16 protein-coding genes and 1 pseudogene are annotated in these 17,596 nt (G+C 72.4%); 10 read left to right on the forward strand and 7 right to left on the reverse strand.

Annotated features, from left to right (window positions below; all coding sequences use genetic code 11):
- Positions 1-139 precede the first annotated feature (139 nt).
- Positions 140-958 carry a serine hydrolase domain-containing protein gene (locus tag ACIBK6_RS00365; protein WP_399047479.1) on the forward strand — a complete coding sequence of 273 codons (819 nt, stop codon included), beginning with the start codon at positions 140-142 and terminating at the stop codon, positions 956-958.
- Here ACIBK6_RS00365 and ACIBK6_RS00370 read toward each other — a convergent pair.
- Positions 945-1,604 (reverse strand): pirin family protein, encoded by a 660-nt coding sequence (locus tag ACIBK6_RS00370; protein WP_399048415.1) that lies wholly within the window; start codon positions 1,602-1,604, stop codon positions 945-947. The two genes, ACIBK6_RS00365 and ACIBK6_RS00370, sit on opposite strands and share 14 nt — an antisense overlap.
- A 222-nt stretch (positions 1,605-1,826) precedes the next feature.
- Between ACIBK6_RS00370 and ACIBK6_RS00375 the strand changes: the two genes are divergently transcribed.
- The 5 genes from ACIBK6_RS00375 (at position 1,827) to ACIBK6_RS00395 (ending at position 6,692) form a co-directional block, all read left to right on the forward strand.
- A complete protein-coding gene (locus ACIBK6_RS00375; protein ID WP_399047481.1) occupies positions 1,827-3,023 on the forward strand; it encodes a PucR family transcriptional regulator in 1,197 nt (398 codons plus the stop codon).
- 89 nt (positions 3,024-3,112) lie between these two features.
- Positions 3,113-4,030 (forward strand): ACP S-malonyltransferase, encoded by a 918-nt coding sequence (locus ACIBK6_RS00380; RefSeq protein ID WP_399047483.1) that lies wholly within the window; start codon positions 3,113-3,115, stop codon positions 4,028-4,030.
- A gap of 13 nt (positions 4,031-4,043) precedes the next feature.
- Entirely contained in the window at positions 4,044-5,042 is a 999-nt protein-coding gene (locus tag ACIBK6_RS00385) for a ketoacyl-ACP synthase III (protein ID WP_399047484.1), read from the forward strand.
- Between the two features lie 60 nt (positions 5,043-5,102).
- Positions 5,103-5,351 carry an acyl carrier protein gene (locus ACIBK6_RS00390; RefSeq protein WP_399047486.1) on the forward strand — a complete coding sequence of 83 codons (249 nt, stop codon included), beginning with the start codon at positions 5,103-5,105 and terminating at the stop codon, positions 5,349-5,351.
- 78 nt (positions 5,352-5,429) lie between these two features.
- On the forward strand, positions 5,430-6,692 hold the full coding sequence (locus tag ACIBK6_RS00395) for a beta-ketoacyl-[acyl-carrier-protein] synthase family protein (RefSeq protein WP_399047488.1): 1,263 nt from the start codon (positions 5,430-5,432) through the stop codon (positions 6,690-6,692).
- 105 nt (positions 6,693-6,797) lie between these two features.
- Here ACIBK6_RS00395 and ACIBK6_RS00400 read toward each other — a convergent pair whose 3' ends face one another.
- Positions 6,798-7,292 (reverse strand): DUF3145 domain-containing protein, encoded by a 495-nt coding sequence (locus tag ACIBK6_RS00400; protein ID WP_399047489.1) that lies wholly within the window; start codon positions 7,290-7,292, stop codon positions 6,798-6,800.
- A gap of 336 nt (positions 7,293-7,628) precedes the next feature.
- Here ACIBK6_RS00400 and ACIBK6_RS00405 point away from each other — a divergent pair, with 336 nt between their 5' ends.
- Positions 7,629-8,522, forward strand: a complete 894-nt coding sequence (locus ACIBK6_RS00405; protein WP_399048417.1) for an SGNH/GDSL hydrolase family protein — start codon at positions 7,629-7,631, stop codon at positions 8,520-8,522.
- A 182-nt stretch (positions 8,523-8,704) separates the two neighbouring features.
- On the opposite strand, the gene ACIBK6_RS00410 is transcribed toward ACIBK6_RS00405, so the two are convergent.
- A complete protein-coding gene (locus ACIBK6_RS00410; protein ID WP_399047490.1) occupies positions 8,705-11,164 on the reverse strand; it encodes a glycoside hydrolase family 3 protein in 2,460 nt (819 codons plus the stop codon).
- 46 nt (positions 11,165-11,210) lie between these two features.
- Between ACIBK6_RS00410 and ACIBK6_RS00415 the strand changes: the two are divergent.
- Both ACIBK6_RS00415 and ACIBK6_RS00420 read left to right on the forward strand, forming a co-directional pair.
- A pseudogene (locus ACIBK6_RS00415) lies at positions 11,211-11,411 on the forward strand (TetR family transcriptional regulator); the annotation flags it as partial.
- Positions 11,412-11,527: 116 nt separating this feature from the next.
- Positions 11,528-12,721, forward strand: coding sequence for a pyroglutamyl peptidase (locus ACIBK6_RS00420; protein ID WP_399048418.1), 1,194 nt, complete (start codon positions 11,528-11,530; stop codon positions 12,719-12,721).
- Between the two features lie 228 nt (positions 12,722-12,949).
- On the opposite strand, the gene ACIBK6_RS00425 is transcribed toward ACIBK6_RS00420, so the two are convergent.
- The 4 genes from ACIBK6_RS00425 to ACIBK6_RS00440 form a co-directional block, all read right to left on the reverse strand.
- Complete coding sequence (locus tag ACIBK6_RS00425) at positions 12,950-14,392, reverse strand: PepSY-associated TM helix domain-containing protein (RefSeq protein ID WP_399047492.1); 1,443 nt, start codon at positions 14,390-14,392, stop codon at positions 12,950-12,952.
- 35 nt (positions 14,393-14,427) lie between these two features.
- Positions 14,428-15,264, reverse strand: a complete 837-nt coding sequence (locus tag ACIBK6_RS00430; RefSeq protein WP_399047494.1) for a hypothetical protein — start codon at positions 15,262-15,264, stop codon at positions 14,428-14,430.
- A 78-nt stretch (positions 15,265-15,342) separates the two neighbouring features.
- A complete protein-coding gene (locus ACIBK6_RS00435; protein ID WP_399047496.1) occupies positions 15,343-15,726 on the reverse strand; it encodes a RidA family protein in 384 nt (127 codons plus the stop codon).
- A 10-nt stretch (positions 15,727-15,736) separates the two neighbouring features.
- Positions 15,737-16,543, reverse strand: a complete 807-nt coding sequence (locus tag ACIBK6_RS00440; RefSeq protein ID WP_399047497.1) for an NAD(P)-dependent oxidoreductase — start codon at positions 16,541-16,543, stop codon at positions 15,737-15,739.
- Between the two features lie 59 nt (positions 16,544-16,602).
- Between ACIBK6_RS00440 and ACIBK6_RS00445 the strand changes: the two genes are divergently transcribed.
- A complete protein-coding gene (locus ACIBK6_RS00445) occupies positions 16,603-17,514 on the forward strand; it encodes a LysR family transcriptional regulator (RefSeq protein WP_399047498.1) in 912 nt (303 codons plus the stop codon).
- Positions 17,515-17,596: the final 82 nt, after the last annotated feature.

Raw genomic sequence — 17,596 nt, forward strand, 5'->3', positions numbered from 1 at the left:
ACCACGCTAGAACGTTGGAGTGCACTCCAAGCAAGTGATATCCGGAACCTCTTGCTGCACTCGGCCGAGCACACCCCGGCCGGGTGCCCGTCCGCGAACCCGGCGCGGCCCGCCCGGAGCACCCTTTAGGCTCGTACGCATGGAGAGCCTGCGGATCATCGAGAACTGGCCAGTGCCGACCGCCGCGGTGGCTGTCGTACGGGCCGACGGAACACTTGCCGGCACGCACGGGCCGGTGTCCCACCGGTTCCCGCTGGCCTCCGTCACCAAGCCGCTCACCGCCTACGCGGCCCTCGTCGCGTACGAGGAGGGGGCGATCGAGCTCGACGAGCCGGCCGGGCCCGCGGGCGCCACGGTCCGCCACCTGCTCGCGCACACCTCGGGGCTCGCCTTCGACGAGCACCGGGTGACGGCGCCGCCCGGCGAGCGCCGCCTCTATTCCAACGCGGGGTTCGAGGTGCTCGGCGACCACATCGCGAAGCAGTCGGGCATCCCCTTCGCCGACTACGTCCGCCAGGCGGTGTTCGAGCCGCTCGGCATGGTGAACAGCAGCCTCGAAGGCTCCCCCGCCAAGGACGGCGTGTCGAACGTCGAGGACCTCGTGAGGTTCGCGGCGGAGGTGCAGGCACCGCAGCTGCTGCATCCGGCCACGGTCGCCGAGGCGATGCAGGTGCAGTACCCGGGCCTCAAGGGCGTGCTGCCCGGCTACGGTCACCAGAACCCCAACGACTGGGGCCTCGGCTTCGAGATCCGCAGCGCCAAGTCCCCGCACTGGACGGGCAGTTCGTCCTCCCCGCGCACTTTCGGCCACTTCGGCCAGTCCGGTACGTTCCTGTGGATCGACCCGGACGCGGGCCTGGCCTGCGTCGCGCTGACGGACCGCGCGTTCGGCCCCTGGGCGGCCCAGGCGTGGCCCGCGTTCACGGACGCGGTGCTCGCCGAGTTCACCCGGCGCTGAGTTCCCACAGGAGTACTTCGGCGCTCTCGTCGGCGGTCAGCTCAAGGCCCGGCGGCGCAGCGGTGATCCGCGCCGAGTCGCCAGCCGCCAGATCCTCCTTGGCCAGGCGCACCCGGCCGCGTACGACATGGACGTACACCGCGGGCGCGTCCGGGACCTCGGCGCGCTCGCCGGGCGCGAGGCGGCGGGCGTGGAGCAGGGCGCCCGCGGAACGTACCGCGTAGGGCGTGGAGTCCGCGATGCCCCGGACGATCTCGTACCCGGGCTGGCCGCCGGGCTGCGCGGGCGCCAGCCACATCTGGAGGAAGACCAGCGGGGCCGCGCCCTCGTTGCGTTCCTCGTGCCGGACGCCCGCCGCCGAGCTGAGGCACTGCACGTCGCCCGGGCGCACCACCGTGGTGCGGCCCGCCGAGTCGCGGTGGGTGAGCTCGCCCTCGACGACCCAGGTGACGATCTCGGTATGGCTGTGCGGATGCTCGTCGAAGCCCGCGCCGGGCGCGAGCCGCTCCTCGTTGCAGGCGAGGACCGCCCCGAAGCGGAGGTTGTCGGGCTCGTAGAACCGGCCGAAGGAGAAGGCGTGCAGGGATTCGATACCGGCGTCCGGTTCCCCACCGGGATAACGCTCGTCGCCGCGCCTGACTGAAATCACGTCGTCCACCGTAGACCTAGCGGCAGATGGGGGGTGGAAGAAGGAGCGGGGCTGGGGTGCGTGCATCGCAAGGCGGAGGAGCGAGTCGACGCGGAGCGTCGGCGAGTGACGACAACGCGGCGAGGTGCGTGCCCCAGCCCCGCGACGCCGCCCCCCATTTGTCGCTAGGTCTCACCCCGGCCCGGCGGGGAAGGTTCCCGATAAGGCAGTCTTGTCCCCGTGCCAGCACCCGATCCCGTACAGCCCGCGAAGAATGCCCATCCGCATGCCGCGACCCTGAAGCGTCTTGAGCAGTCCTCGGGGCGGCTCGCCGCGAACGCCATCGCCCGCATGGACGAGACGCTGCCGTGGTACCGGGCGATGCCGCCGGAGAACCGGTCCTGGATCGGTCTGGTCGCCCAGGCCGGTATCGCGGCCTTCACCGAGTGGTTCCGGCACCCCGAGACGCCGCAGGCGATCTCGACCGACGTCTTCGGCACCGCCCCGCGCGAGCTGACCCGAGCCATCACCTTGCGCCAGACCGTGGAGATGGTGCGGACCACCATCGAGGTCATGGAGACCGCGATCGAGGAGGTCGCGGCGCCGGGCGACGAGTCGATCCTGCGCGAGGCGCTGCTCGTGTACGCCCGGGAGATCGCCTTCGCGACCGCCCAGGTGTACGCGCAGGCCGCCGAGGCGCGCGGCGCCTGGGACGCCCGGCTCGAATCGCTCGTGGTCAACGCGGTGCTCTCCGGCGAGGCCGACGAGGGGGCGGTGTCCCGGGCCGCCGCGCTCGGCTGGAATTCGCCGGAGCACGTGTGCGTCGTGCTCGGTACGGCGCCGGACGGCGACAGCGAGCTGACCGTGGAGGCGATCCGGCGGGCCGCCCGGCACGCGAAGCTCCAGGTGCTCACCGGGGTGCTCGGCGACCGCCTCGTCGTCATCGCGGGCGGCAGCGACAACCCGCTGCACGTGGCGAAGGGCCTGATCGGGCCGTATGCGGCGGGCCCCGTCGTCGCGGGCCCCATCGTTGCGGATCTGCTGGCCGCGACCCGCTCCGCGCAGGCCGCCGCGGCCGGCCTGAAGGCGTGTTCGGCCTGGCAGGACGCGCCCCGGCCGGTGCTGGCGGACGATCTGCTGCCGGAGCGGGCGATCGCGTCCGATCCTGCCGCGCGCGAGCAACTGGTGGAGGAGATCTACAGACCGCTGGAGGAAGCCGGCTCCGCGCTCCTGGAAACCCTGAGCGTCTATCTGGAGCAGGCAAGCAGTCTTGAAGGCGCGGCCCGGATGTTGTTCGTCCACCCCAACACCGTTCGCTACCGGCTCCGACGTGTGACAGACGTCACCGGATGGTCACCGTCCGATGTACGCTCCGCGTTCACGCTGAGGATCGCGCTGATCCTGGGGCGCCTGGCCGACGCGGATTCGCAGTCCTAGACTTTTGTCGGACACCCACAATTCCCCCGACGGTTCTTCGTCCCTGTCCCCACGGGCGTGCGGAGCCGTCCACAAGAGAGAGTGTGAGAGTGCTCGTACTCGTCGCTCCCGGCCAAGGCGCCCAGACGCCCGGCTTCCTGACCCCCTGGCTCGACCTCCCCGGCGCCGCCGACCGGCTCGCCGTGTGGTCCGACGCCATCGGTCTCGATCTCGTCCACTACGGCACGCAGGCGGACGCCGACGCGATCCGCGACACCGCCGTGGCCCAGCCCCTGCTGGTCGCCGCGGGCCTGCTGTCCGCCGCCGCCCTGGGTGACGTCGCGCCCGGCGCGGTCGCCGGGCACAGCGTCGGCGAGATCACCGCCACCGCCTTCGCGGGCGTCCTCTCCGAGGAGGCCGCGCTCGGTTTCGTGCGCAAGCGGGGCCTGGGCATGGCCGAGGCCGCGGCCATCACGCCGACCGGCATGGCCGCCCTGCTCGGCGGTGAGCCGGAGGTCGTCCTGCCGCACCTGGAGAAGCTCGGGCTCACCCCGGCGAACGTGAACGGCGCGGGCCAGATCGTGGCCGCCGGCACCGCCGAGCAGCTGGCCGCCCTGGAGGCCGACAAGCCCGAGGGCGTGCGCCGCGTGGTGGCCCTCAAGGTGGCCGGCGCCTTCCACACCCGCCACATGAATCCGGCCGTGGCGGAGCTGGAGGAGGCGGCGAAGTCCCTCGACATCGCCGACCCGAAGTTCACGTACGTCTCGAACGCCGACGGCCAAACCGTCGCGACGGGCGAGGAGATCGTGGCGCGGCTCGTCAACCAGGTCTCGAATCCGGTCCGTTGGGACCTGTGCATGGAGACCTTCAAGGAGCTGGGCGCGACGGCGCTGGTCGAGCTGTGCCCGGGCGGCACCCTGACCGGGCTCGCCAAGCGCGCGCTGCCGGGTGTCAAGACCGTCGCCCTGAAGACCCCCGCCGACCTCGACGCGGCTCGTGCGCTCATCGCCGAGCATGCATCCGCCTAAGGAGCCGAGCCCCATGTCGAAGATCAGGCCCAGCAAGGGCGCCCCGTATGCGCGCATCATGGGCGTGGGCGGCTACCGTCCCGTGCGCGTGGTGCCCAACGAGGTGATCCTCGAGACGATCGACTCCTCCGACGAGTGGATCCGCTCGCGCTCGGGCATCGCGACCCGTCACTGGGCCTCCGCCGAGGAGACCGTGGCCGCGATGTCGATCGAGGCCTCCGGCAAGGCGATCGCCGACGCCGGCATCTCCGCCGACCAGATCGGCGGCGTGATCGTCTCCACCGTCTCGCACTTCAAGCAGACCCCGGCCGTCGCCACCGAGATCGCCGACAAGCTGGGCACGAACCGCGCCGCGGCCTTCGACATCTCGGCCGGCTGCGCGGGCTTCGGCTACGGGCTGACCCTCGCCAAGGGCATGATCGTCGAGGGTTCCGCCCAGTACGTCCTGGTCATCGGCGTGGAGCGGCTCAGCGACCTGACCGACCTGGAGGACCGCGCGACGGCCTTCCTGTTCGGCGACGGCGCGGGTGCCGTGGTCGTCGGCCCTGCCGAGGAGCCGGCCATCGGCCCCACCATCTGGGGTTCGGAGGGCGACAAGTCGGAGACCATCAAGCAGACCGTGCCGTGGACCGAGTACGACAGCTCCACGGGCAAGTTCCCCGCGATCACGCAGGAGGGCCAGGCGGTGTTCCGCTGGGCCGTGTTCGAGATGGCGAAGGTCGCCCAGCAGGCGCTGGACGCGGCCGGAATCACGGCGGACGACCTGGACGTCTTCATTCCGCACCAGGCCAACATGCGGATCATCGACTCGATGGTGAAGACTCTCAAACTGCCGGAGCACGTCACGGTCGCGCGTGACGTGGAAACCACCGGCAACACCTCGGCCGCCTCGATCCCGCTCGCAATGGAGCGGCTCCTGGCGACCGGACAGGCGAAGAGCGGCGACACCGCGCTCGTCATCGGCTTCGGGGCGGGTCTCGTGTACGCCGCGACGGTCGTTACCCTCCCCTAGGCACTCCGGATCTTCCGGAAGCCCGTAAATCGAAGCATTAAACACCGAAGGAGCGCCAACATGGCCGCCACGCAGGAGCAGATCGTCGAGGGTCTCGCCGAGATCGTCAACGAGATCGCTGGTATCCCGGTCGAGGACGTCCAGCTGGACAAGTCCTTCACCGACGACCTGGACGTCGACTCGCTGTCCATGGTCGAGGTCGTCGTCGCCGCCGAAGAGCGCTTCGACGTCAAGATCCCGGACGAGGACGTCAAGAACCTCAAGACGGTCGGCGACGCCGCCAGCTACATCCTGAAGCACCAGGACTGATTCAGGACCTGAATTCGGTCTGCCACCCAGCGGTGGCGCCGCTGATTCACGCCCCTTACACACGTGGAGAAATTTCCTGTGAGCTCGACCAATCGCACCGTGGTCGTCACCGGTATCGGCGCAACCACACCGCTGGGTGGCGACTCGGCCTCGACCTGGGAAGGTCTGCTGGCGGGACGCTCCGGTGTCCGCCCGCTCGAGGGCGAGCGCTTCGCCGAACTGCCGGTACGGATCGCCGCCCCGGCGGCGGTCGACCCCGGCGAGGTGCTGCCCCGCCCGCTGGCCCGCAAGCTGGACCGCTCGGCGCAGTTCGCGCTGATCGCGGCCAAGGAGGCCTGGGCCGACGCGGGCTTCACCGCCCCCGCGGGCGATGACTCCGGTGTCACTCCGGAGCGCCTGGGCACGGTCATCGCGTCGGGCATCGGCGGTGTCACCACCCTGCTCGACCAGTACGACGTGCTGAAGGAGAAGGGCGTACGCCGCGTCTCCCCGCACACCGTGCCGATGCTGATGCCGAACGGCCCCTCGGCCAATGTCGGTCTTGAGGTGAACGCCCGGGCCGGCGTCCACACCCCCGTCTCCGCGTGCGCCTCGGGTGCCGAGGCCATCGGGTACGCCGTCGAGATGATCCGCACCGGCCGCGCCGATGTCGTGGTCGCCGGCGGTACCGAGGCGGCCATCCACCCGCTGCCCATCGCGGCGTTCGCCAACATGATGGCGATGTCCAAGAACAACGACCACCCCGAGCAGGCCTCGCGCCCGTACGACAAGGCCAGGGACGGCTTCGTCCTCGGCGAGGGCGCCGGTGTCGTCGTCCTGGAGTCGGCCGAGCACGCGGCCGCGCGCGGCGCGCGGGTCTACTGCGAGGTGCTCGGCCAGGGCCTGTCGGCCGACAGCCACCACATCGCGCAGCCCGAGCCGACCGGCCGGGGCGTCGCCGCCGCGGTGCAGAACCTGCTGGAGTCGACGGACCTGAAGCCGTCCGAGGTGGTCCACCTCAACGCGCACGCGACGTCGACCCCGCAGGGCGACATCGCCGAGATCAAGGCGCTGCGCAAGGTCCTCGGCAACGACCTGGACCATGTGGCGATCTCCGCCACGAAGTCGATGACCGGCCACCTCCTCGGCGGCGCCGGCGGCATCGAGACGGTCGCCACGGTGCTGGCCCTGTACCACCGCACGGCCCCGCCGACCATCAACATCGACGACCTCGACGAAGCGGTCGACCCGGCCCTGGTGAGCAGCGAGCCCCGCAAGCTCCCCGAGGGTTCGATCTCCGCGATCAACAACTCGTTCGGCTTCGGCGGCCACAACGTGGTGCTGGCGTTCCGCTCGGTCTGAGTACGGCGCTGAAAAGGGCTCCCACCCGCGGGTGGGGGCCCTTTCGCGTACGTACCCGGATCAGAGACCGTACGTACCCGGATGCAGACGACCGTACGTACCGGATCAGACGACCTGGTGCAGCCAGCGGACCGGGGCGCCCTCGCCCGCGTAGCGGAAGGGCTCCAACTCGTCGTCCCAGGGCTTGCCGAGCAGCCTGGCGATCTCGGCCGCCAGGTCGGTCTCGCCCTGGACGGACCGGGCGAGGGCGGCGCGCAGCCGGTCCTCCGGGATCAGGATGTCGCCGTGGATTCCGGTGACGGCGTGGAAGATGCCGAGGTCGGGCGTGGCGCTGTAGCGCTCGCCCTCCGCGGTGGCGCAGGGCTCGGCGGTGACCTCGAAGCGCAGCAGGTGCCAGCCGCGCAGCGCGGAGGCCAGCTTGGAGGCGGTGCCGGGTTCGCCGCGCCAGGAGAACTCGGCTCTCCAGGTGCCGGGCGAGGCGGGCTGGCGGATCCAGTCGAGCTGGACGCGCACCCCCAGGACGCCGCCCACCGCCCATTCGACGTGCGGGCAGAGCGCGCGCGGGGCGGAGTGGACGTACAGAACTCCACGTGTCGTCACCGGGACCTCCAGTGCGGTTCGAGGGTCGCCTTCCCCAGCGGCCTCGCGCCCCTGCCGTTCCCGGTCAGGACAGCACCTGACATTCTGCCCCTGGGTTCAACAGTAAACAGCATCGGGAGCTAATCTCCTGAAATGGGACAGTATGTGACGTGATGTAATTTACCGGAGTCGTCTGGCGTGGTTCCTCTGGCTGGACGGGCCAAAGCTACCGCGCGGAGCTGTGCCAAGGGTGTCGTAATGTCGGTCGGAGCGCCTTCGAACACCAAGCTTTCACTCGCGAGGACGCCGGAACACCGCATGACCGCCGCACAACTGCCGCACGGAGGGGGACCCGGGATGCCGGACCGCTGCCGGAGCCGTCGCGCCCGCACCACCGCAGCCCTCTTCGCGGCGGCGGCCCTCGCCACCGCCACGGGCTGCCAGTCCGGCGGCGGGCACCCCGACGCGCACGCGTCGGCCGCCGCGAAGCCCTCGCCGAGCCCCACCCCGGCCTGGGACCGCAGCCCGAAGTCGGTCGCCGCGGTGGGCGACTCCATCACCCGCGGTTTCGACGCCTGTACGGTGCTCGCCGACTGCCCGGAGGTCTCCTGGTCGACCGGCAGCGACGCCGGGGTCGACTCGCTCGCGGTCCGGCTGCTCGGCCCGGCGGCCCCCGAGCACAGCTGGAACTTCGCGAAGACGGGCGCCAGGATGGCCGATCTGCCGGCCCAGATGGGCCAGGCCGGGGCGCAGCAGCCGGGCCTGGTCACCGTGATGGCCGGGGCGAACGACGCCTGTCGCAGCGACGTCTCGGACATGACACCGGTGACCGCCTTCCGCACGGACTTCGCGGCGGCGCTGCGGCAGTTGCGCGCCGTGTCCCCGAAGTCGCAGGTGTACGTGACGAGCGTGCCCGATCTGAAGCGGCTCTGGTCGACCGGGCGGGGCAGCCCGCTGGGCAAGCAGATCTGGAAGCTGGGCATCTGCCAGTCGATGCTGGCCGACGCCGACGACCTGGGCGCGGCCGCGACCGAGCGGCGCACCGAGGTCTACGACCGGGTGGTGTCGTACAACGAGGTCCTGAAAGACGTGTGCGCGAAGGACCACGCCTGCCGTTACGACGACGGCGCGGTCTTCGACTACGACTTCGGCGGGGACCAGCTGAGCCCGTGGGACTGGTTCCACCCGAGCAAGGACGGCCAGGGCCGCCTGGCGGAAATCGCCTACCGCAAGGTGACGGCGCCCGGCTGACCGGCGCCCCAAAGGGGCGCGGGGCTGTGACATGGTGCGGCTCCGCCGCGATGGGGGTCCCCCCTGTTCGTGGGGGTCCCCCCTGGCCCTTAAGGCCTTGGGGGAGAAGCCGAGAACGTGGGGGAGCAACCCGCCCGGACCGGCCCGCAGCCGAACAACCGCACCCCCGCGGAGCGCCCCGCTCACACTTCCAGCGTGGCGGTCAGGCGGGCATCCGCCAGGGAGTGGCAGGCCCGCACCTCGTACTGACCCGGGACAAAGGTCCACCCGCAGGCGGGCTCGTCCCAGATCTCGAACGCCCGCCTGCGCAGCGGGATTTCGACCTCCACCGACGCTCCGGCCGGGGCCTCGACGGAGGCGAACCCGGCCAGCCAGCGCCGCGGCCGCTCCACCGGGTCGGCGACCGGGGCCAGATAGATCTGGACGGTCTCGCGGCCGGTGCGCGCACCCGTGTTGCGGACGCGGACCCTGGCGTGCGCGGGGGTCACCTCCAGGGACTCGTACTCCCAGCTCGTGTAGCCGAGCCCGTGCCCGAAGGGGTACGCGGGGGTCACTCCGGCCTTGTCGTAGGCGCGGTAGCCGATGAACAGGCCTTCCGTGTACGGGAGTTGGCCGTGCGTCGGGCGGACCTCGGTGACCGGGGCGGTCGCGAGGCCGGTCGGCCAGGTGGTGGGGAGCCGGCCGCCGGGTTCGGCGTGGCCGAGCAGGACGTCGGCGAGGGCGGCGCCGCCCTCCTGGCCGGGGAACCAGCTCAGCAGGACCGCCGCGACGACCTCGCGCCACGGAAGTTCCACCGGTGAGCCGGAGTTGACGACCACGACGGTGTTCGGGTTGACGGCGGCGACGGCGCGCACGAGGTCGTCCTGGCGGCCGGGCAGGCGCAGATCGCGGCGGTCGAAGCCCTCGGACTCGACGCGGTCGGTGGTGGCGACCACCACCACGGCGAGTTCGGCGGACCGGGCCGCCTCGACGGCCTCGGCGATCAGTTCGTCGGGGTCGCGCCGCGGGCCGAGGTGGGTGAGCGAGAACATCACGGCCGTGAGCGGGGCATCGGCCTCCTTGTGCACAGGGTGCAGCAGGGACACCTCGACCGGTACGCCCTCGGTGAGGCGGGCGCGGCCGCGTTCGGCGGGGGCGCCGAAGAACGCCTCGAACGGGTCCGAGGCGTCGCTCATCTTCTGGACGCCGTCCCACCGGAGGCGGCCGTCGACGGAGAGCGTGAACGCGCCGATGCCCCGCGTGCCGAAGGTGTGCTCGCCGCTCTCGCGCGGGGTGAAGGTGCCGGTGACCTCGATGGAGTGCAGCGCCTCGTGGGTCACCCCGGCGGGCAGGTCGTCGCCGAGCCACTGCACCTGACCGTTGGGCAGAGACCCCGTACCGAGGACGTTCCCCTCGGCGTCGCGGCAGACGGCGCGAAGCTCGAACCCCTGGTCGGCGGGGGCGAGTTCATCGCTCGGGTCGGCGCCGACCGCGTAGGTCAGCGCGCCCTCGGGCAGCGCGGCGGTGAGGCCGGCGAGCGGGGAGACGATGTGTTCCGGGAAGACGGTCGCGGAGCCGCCGCCGAGGACGCGGGCGTCGCGGGCGGCGGCGCCGATGAGGGCCACCGTGCGGACGCGGGCGGCGTCGATGGGCAGGGCGGCGCGTTCGTCGCGTACTTCGTTGCGTACGAGGACGAAGGCGCGGCGGGCGATCTCGCGGGCCAGTGCCCGGCCGTCGACGGGGGCCGGGAGTTCGGTGACGGCGCCCGCCACGCCGTCCAGGACGCCGACCCGGGCGGCGAGCCGCAGGACGTTGCGCACCGCGTCGTCCACGACGGACTCCTCGACGTCACCCCTGCGGACGGCGGCGGCCAGCGCCTCGCCGTACACGGTCCTGGGGCCGGGCATCGCGATGTCGAGGCCGCCGAGGATGCCGCCGACGGTGGAGCGGGCGGCCATCCAGTCGGAGACGATGGCTCCGTCGAAGCCCCACTCGCCGCGCAGCACCTCGTTCTGGAGGTGCTGGTGCTCGGTCATCGTGGCGCCGTTGACCTGGTTGTACGCGGCCATGACGGCCCAGGGGCGGGCGTTTTCGACGATGGCCTCGAAGGGGGCGAGGTAGAGCTCGCGCAGCGGGCGCGGGGCGATGACGTTGTCGACGGTGAAGCGGTCGGTCTCGGCGTCGTTGGCGACGAAGTGCTTGACGGTGGTGGCGACGCCGCCGCTCTGGACGCCGTTCACATAGCCGGAGCCGATCTCGCCGGTGAGGCAGGGGTCCTCGGAGTAGCACTCGAAGTGCCGGCCGCCGAGCGGTGAGCGGTGCAGGTTGACGGTCGGCGCGAGCAGCACGTGGACGCCCTTGCGGCGGGCCTCCTGGGCGAGCAAGTAGCCTGCCCGGCAGGCGAGTTCGGGGTCCCAGGTCGCGGCGAGCGCGGTCGGCGAGGGCAGCGCGACCGAGGGGTCATCGGCGGTCCAGCGGACCCCGCGGACCCCGACCGGCCCGTCGGACATCACCAGCGACCTCAGCCCGATCTCCGGCAGCGCGGGCAGCGACCACATGTCCTGCCCGGCGAGCAGCCGAGCCTTCGCCTCCAGATCGAGCTTGCCGAGGGCCGTTTCGACGGCCTCGCTGTGGTCGGGGGTGGGAACGGGTGCGCCTGCCACGGCCGTACCTCCTCGTTGAAGTCCGCTGTGGGCTCCATGGTGGCCCGGCTATCTGTTCGGCGCGGTCGCCGAGCGGGTCGGCCTCACCCAGCAGGGCCTGCTCCACTACTTCCCGACGAAGGAGGCGCTGCTCGCCGCGGTGATGGACGGCCTCCAGTACCAGTGGCTGCTCGACCCGGAGGCCGTGGACATGGCGGCCGCCTTCCGTGACTTCGCGACCCTACTGTGCGGCGCGGACGCCTCATAAGTCCCTCTGTTCACAGGCGGGTTCATTGCGAATACTGGGCCACCCCGACCCCGACGGAAGGATCTCCGGTGCGACGACCTGTACGGGTGGCACGGCTCGGCTGGGCACTAGCGGCCATGACGTTCTGCACACTGCTCGGCCCCACCCCCGCGCAGGCGGCGGCCCCGCCCCAGGCGCCCACCGTGGAGGAGCGGCGGCTGGACCAGGCAGTGCCGAAGGAGATCCTGGCGCGCAGCGGATTCGACGGCGTGGCACCGGAGTTCACCCGCCAGTTGGAGAGCATACGGTCCTACGGCGCGGCCCAGCGGCTCGTCGCACGCGAGGGGACACGGCTGTGGCGGCGGGCGGTGGACCGGGTGCAGGGCCGGGGCCCGGCGGGCGGCGACCTCAGCCGCGACGACGACCGCCCGCTGTACTGGGCCCGGCTCGGCCTGACGCGTGAACTGCGGCTCTGGCAGCCGGAGTTCGGCCTGTCCGCCGCCGATCGCGCGGCGCTCCTGGACCGCCTGGAGCAGACGTCTCGCGGCCAGACCAGCGTCGATTATCCGAAGGGCAAGGGCTTCAAGCGGATCCTGCTGACCGGCTTCGACCCGTTCACGCTGGACCGCGACATCCGGATCAGCAACCCCTCGGGGGCGACCGCGCTCGCCCTGGACGGCACCTGGATCCGCACCGCGGACGGGCAGCTCGCACGGATCGAGACCGTGACGTTCCCGGTGCGCTGGCAGGACTTCGCGGACGGGGTGGTCGAGCGGGCCCTGGCGCCGGTGCTGCCGAAGGTGGACCTCTTCACGACGGTGAGCCAGGGCCGCGTCGGCCGCATAGACGTCGAACGGTTCAACGGCGCCTGGCGGGGCGGCTTCCCCGACAACGACAACGTGTCGTACACCGGGCAGGTCCCGGTGAGCGACCCGGCGACACAGCCGCAGTGGACCGCGACGACCTTGCCGTACAAGAAGATGGTGGCCGCCGGCACCGGTCGATTCCCGGTGTACGACCACACCTCGGTCACCGAGATCCCGGCCGGTGCGACGGAGCCGGTGGACCGCCCCGACGGGCCTACCCCGGGTTCCGCCGCCCGCGCCGGGGGCGGCGGCGACTACCTCTCCAACGAGATCGCCTACCGGGCCACCCTGCTCCGCGACCGCCTGGGCCTGAGCATTCCGGGCGGCCATGTGCACACGCCGGTCCTGGAGTTCGGTCCGGGCAACACCGACCCGGCGACGGGCTCGGTGACCGACCCGGTCTTCGTCCGCAACCGGCTGGACATCGTGGCGCAGATGAGGGCGATCGTGCGGGTGGCCGCGTAGGCGCTCCGCGGGAAGATGTGTTCGTCGGCTGCGGGCCGATGGGGGTCCCCCCTGCTCGAACGAAGTTGAGAGCTTGGGGGAGGCTGGTCGCGCCCACGCGGCGGAGCCGCATGGTGTCACAGCCCCGCGCCCCTTCAGGGCGCGGGTACCGCACTGGACTTCCACAAGACCGCCGAGCAGGGACCCCAGCGGCCCGCACGCGTCAACCGCGTGCGGGCCCACAGGAGTTCAGGCCCGGCGTACCCGGCCGCGCAGGCCGAGCAGTACGTCCACGGCCAGGAACGCGAGCAGGCTGATCCCGAGGAGCGGGACGAACCAGCCGACCACCGCGGTCAGCGCCGCGAGGCCGAGCAGCACCGGCAGCGGCGCCTTGCGCCAGGCGCCCCGCGGCTGCGGGCGGCCGACACCGAAGGCACGTCCCTTGGTGGGCCTGCGCTGCCACCACATGCGGTAGCCCCACACGATCAGCGCCATCAGTGCCACGGCGAGTGCCGCGAGCGCGAGCTGGTTGGTGAGGCCGAGGAAGACGCCCATGTGCGCGTCGATACCGAAGCGGGTCAGCTTCGCGAGGAGCGGATAGTCGGAGAAGCGCAGCACGTCCATGACCCGGCCGTCGGCGGGGTCGATGGCGACCGAGTCGAGGTGCACGGGGAACTCGGTGTCGCGCTCGGCCACCACGAAGCCCTTGCCCTGACTGGGCAGGCTGATCTGGATGCTCGCCCGCACGCCCTGGGCGCGGGCGGTAGCGGCCACCTGGTCAAGGGTGATCGTGGCGGGCGGCGCGGCGGGCGGCATCACCATGCCCTCGTGGTGCTCGTGGCCGCCGCCGCCCGCCCCGCCCGCGGTGGCCGCCGCGACGGTGGGGGTGACGCCGCCGATGCGGTCCTTCAGCTCGGCGATGTTCTCGCCCGCGTACCGCGACCAGGTGAGGCCGGTGGCGGAGAGCAGCACCAGGCCGACCGCCGCCCACAGCCCGACCGAGCCGTGCCAGGACAGGGTGCGGCGGCGGCCGGTGGCACCGCGCTCGGGCCGCAGCAGCCGGGTCCGCTTGCGGCGGCCGACCCAGAGCAGGACTCCGCCCAGGGCGACGACCCACAGCCAACTGGCAGCCAGCTCGCTGTAGTTGCGGCCGAATTCGCCGAGCTTGAGGTCGGCGTGGAAGGAGGACAGCCAGGTGCGCAGCGGCAGGGCGCCGGAACTTCCGGTGCTGGGGAGCGCGCCGCGTACTTCATTGGTGTACGGGTTCACGAACACGGCGAGGGACTCGCCCGCGCCGAGGCCCGGGGCGTTCATCAGGACGCGGGTGGTGGCGCCCTTCTCGGGCGACGGCCAGACGGCGGTCACCTGGCCCTCGGGGTGCGCGGCCTTCGCGGCGGCGACCTGGGCGGTGAGCGGCTGCACGGTGTCGCCCGCGGGGACCCGCAGTTCGTGCCGGTACAGGACGTTCTCGGCCTGGAAGGACAGAGCGTAGAGCAGTCCGGTGGCGGCGGCGACGAAGAGCAGCGGGGCGATCAGCACCCCCGCGTAGAAGTGCAGCCGCAGGACGAGGGGCCGCAATCCGGCCCAGATCGAGGGCCGTTGGGCGGTGGGTGGTGCGGGGGCGGCGGTGGGCGCGGCTCCGCGCGCCGGGGTGTCGGCGGACATGGTGATCCTCACGTTGGGCGTGGGCATGGGTGAAGGGACCCCTGGCCACGCCGGGCGCCGGATCAGGCGAAGGCGACTCGGCCGGGGGCCGTGGCTCGGATGGCTCCCCGGCCCGGCGGCCCTCGCCGGATGAAGGCATGGCTGTGCACCGCACCGCGCAGCCTCGGGCGCGGGCGGGTGTGCGGGCGCGGCCGGCGCGCGGGCCGTGGCAGCGCGGGTGCGCAGGTCCGTACGAGAGCGAGGGCCCTGCGCAGCGGTTGTGCGGCGAGCACCCCGAGCGCGCCGATGGCCCGCGCGAGCCGGAAGGCGGCGGCCTCGCCGCGCCACAGCCAGATGCCGCAGACGAGCGCGGCGAGCAGGTGCGCGGCGAGCATGCCGCCGGACATGGTGTGCGCGGCGGCGTCCATGGCCATGGAGTGCGCGTGGCTCGCGGCGCCCGCCATGTCACCGGCCATGCCCGGCATATCAGTCATGGCATGGGCATCGGGCGGGTCCGGCATGAGGTGTGCGTACCGCGCCCCGCACGTCATCGTCGACATGGGCATGGGCATCGGGGCCGACGGGTCCGCGATGCCGGGCATCTCGTGCATCACACGGCCGCCGGTCGGGCCCGAAGCACCCGCCACCGCCGCCATCCCGGCCATCGGCTGGGTCTGGGCGAAGAGGAAGTGCAGGGCGCCCTGCGCGGCGACCTGGCCGCCCGCGATGGCGGCGACCCCGCGCTGACGTCCGGCCGCGCACCAGGCCAGTGCCCCCGTCGCGGCGAACGCGGCGAGCAGGACCGGCAGCGGAATGTCATGGCCGGACATGGACGAATGCCCCACCGCGGCCAATGCCACGCACAACGCCGCGAACATCGCGGCCCGCAGGGTGCGCAGCGGCGACCGGGCATTCGTCATGACGGCCAGATCATGCCATTCGCGGCCACAGGCCCGATGTGCGGGGTCGGGGTCGGCCCGGGGCCCGGCGTGTGGTGGTCACCCGCCGACCGCGGCCACCACCTCCACCTCGATGAGCGCCCACGGCACGAAGAGGCGGGGTACCTCGACCGTGGTGCTGGTGGGCGGGGTGGCCGTCAGACAGCGCCCGCGCACCGCCGCGTACTCGGCGAGCCGGGTGATGTCGGTGAGATACGTACGGATGTTGAGGATGTCGTCCAGGGTCCCGCCGTGGGCGGCCAGCAGGGCGCCGATGGCCTCGAAGACGCCGCGGCTCTGCTCGGTGAGGTCCGCCCCTTCGGCGACCTGCCCCGAGAGGTACAACAGGGCTCCACCGCCGTCGAGTTCGACGCGGGCGACCTGCGAGTAGTACGGGCTGAACGGCTGGGGCGCGCCGGCCGGGCTGTCGAGGGTGATCTGCACGGGAGTGCTCCTATCGGTCGGCGCGGATGCGGTCGGCGGTGCGGGCGAGGTCCTGCGAGGCGAGGTCGGGGTGGGCGCGGAGGTGGCCGAGGACGGCCGCCAGGACCGGCAGCGGGGCCGTCGCGGTCGCGAGCGCGATGTCCTTGGCCGCGAGGGAGGCGTGGAAGGACGAGTCCCTCGCGAAGGCCCGCTGGGCGGCGCCGCCCAGCGCACTGCCCAGAAGCGCGTTCTCGGCGGTCGCCGCCGGTACGCCGAGGGTGTCCGCCAGGGCGAGCGCCTCGGCGGCGACGGCCACGCCCCCGATGAGCGCGGCGTTGAGCACCAGCTTGAGCGCGGCGGCCGAGCCGAGCGGCCCGCAGCGGGTCACAGTGCCGAGGTGGCCGAGCAGTTCCGCCACCCCGTCGGCCGGGCCCCCCGCGAGAATGCCGAGCTCCCCCGCAGTCGCCTTGTCGACGCTGCCCGTAACCGGCGCGTCGACCAGCGTCACGCCTTCGGGGAGCAGGCCCGCGAGGTCGCGTACGGCGTCCGGGCCGATCGTCGACATCTCGATCCAATGGGCGCCCGGGCGCAGTTGGGGCCCGGCGCTGCGGGCGACCGCCGTCACGGCCGCCGGGTCGGCGAGCATGGTGATGACCGCATCCGCCCCGCGGACGGCGTCGGCGGGGGTGGCCGCGACCGCCGCTCCCCGGGCCGCGAGCGGCTCGGCCTTGGCGGCCGTACGGTTCCACACGGTCAGCGGGTGACCGGCGGCGAGCAGCCTGGCTGCCATGGGCGCGCCCATGCTGCCGAGACCGAGAAAAGCGACCTTGATTGTCATGGGTGCGACGCTACGAGCCGGCCAAGCCATGAAACAAGCGAATGTCTAGCATGGCTGGCATGCCCACCACGCATAGCCTGTACGAGATCTTCCTGCGGGTCGCCGCCGACCGGTCCTTCACCTCGGCCGCCGCCGCGCTCGGCTACACCCAGTCGGCCGTCTCGCGCCAAGTGCAGTCTCTGGAAAGCGAGTTGGGAGTAACCCTGTTCGACCGGCTGCCCCGGGGTGTTCAGCTGACCGAGGCCGGGCGGGTGCTGCTTCCGCATGCCGAGGCAGTACGGGACCGGCTCGCGACGGCCCGCGCGGAACTCGACGCGCTGCGCACGCTGGACGGCGGACTGCTGCGCGTCGGCGCGTTCGCGACCGCCGACGCGGCGCTGCTCCCGCGCACCCTGGCCGCGTTCCGCACCCTGCACCCCGGGGTGACGGTGGCCCGCACGGAAGGCCCCTCGGGCAAGCACCTGCGGCTGTTGGCCGCCGGGGACCTCGATGTGGCCGTGGTCAGCGACACGGCGGGCCAGGCTCTGGCGGGCTGCACCCTGCACCACCTGCTCGACGAGCCGATGTATGTCGCCCTGCCGAAGGGCCACCGGCTCGCGGGCAGCAGGGAGTTGAGGCTCGCCGAGCTGGCGGACGAGGAGTGGGTGGCCGGGTCCACGCGGCCGGAGGACACCCTGATGCGGCCGGTCGTGGATGCGGGGTTCCGGCCGCACACCACGTACGTCGTCCGGGACTGGATCGCCAAGCAGGGCTTCGTCGCGGCCGGGCTCGGCGTGACCCTGCTGCCCGCGCTCGCCGCGGATTCGGTGCGCGCCGACATCACGCTGGCCACCGTCCACCCGGACGACGTGCCCCACCGGGCGGTCTACGCGGCGACCCCGCGCGGTCTGTCTCCCTCCCCCGCGACGGCCGCCTTCCTGGCCCAACTCCGGTTCACGGCAGAGGAGTTGACGGCTCATACTGCCGGATGACGCCGAGCGGGACCGGGGTACCGATACCGAGCGGGATCCGCAGCGGCCGGCCGGAGTCGCGGGCAGGACAAAAACCTCGCGC

It is taken from the genome of Streptomyces sp. NPDC050485, assembly GCF_044458185.1.
In the GTDB taxonomy this organism is placed as follows: Bacteria; Actinomycetota; Actinomycetes; order Streptomycetales; family Streptomycetaceae; genus Streptomyces.

Excerpts from the sequence above, each read along its gene's own strand:
- ACIBK6_RS00365 (WP_399047479.1), top strand. The coding sequence starts at position 140 with ATGGAGAGCCTGCGGATCATCGAGAACTGGCCAGTGCCGACCGCCGCG.
- ACIBK6_RS00385 (WP_399047484.1), top strand. The coding sequence starts at position 4,044 with ATGTCGAAGATCAGGCCCAGCAAGGGCGCCCCGTATGCGCGCATCATG.
- ACIBK6_RS00390 (WP_399047486.1), top strand. The coding sequence starts at position 5,103 with ATGGCCGCCACGCAGGAGCAGATCGTCGAGGGTCTCGCCGAGATCGTC.
- ACIBK6_RS00405 (WP_399048417.1), top strand. The coding sequence starts at position 7,629 with ATGCCGGACCGCTGCCGGAGCCGTCGCGCCCGCACCACCGCAGCCCTC.
- ACIBK6_RS00420 (WP_399048418.1), top strand. The coding sequence starts at position 11,528 with ATGACGTTCTGCACACTGCTCGGCCCCACCCCCGCGCAGGCGGCGGCC.
- ACIBK6_RS00425 (WP_399047492.1), bottom strand. The coding sequence starts at position 14,392 with ATGCCCACGCCCAACGTGAGGATCACCATGTCCGCCGACACCCCGGCG.
- ACIBK6_RS00430 (WP_399047494.1), bottom strand. The coding sequence starts at position 15,264 with ATGACGAATGCCCGGTCGCCGCTGCGCACCCTGCGGGCCGCGATGTTC.
- ACIBK6_RS00440 (WP_399047497.1), bottom strand. The coding sequence starts at position 16,543 with ATGACAATCAAGGTCGCTTTTCTCGGTCTCGGCAGCATGGGCGCGCCC.
- ACIBK6_RS00445 (WP_399047498.1), top strand. The coding sequence starts at position 16,603 with ATGCCCACCACGCATAGCCTGTACGAGATCTTCCTGCGGGTCGCCGCC.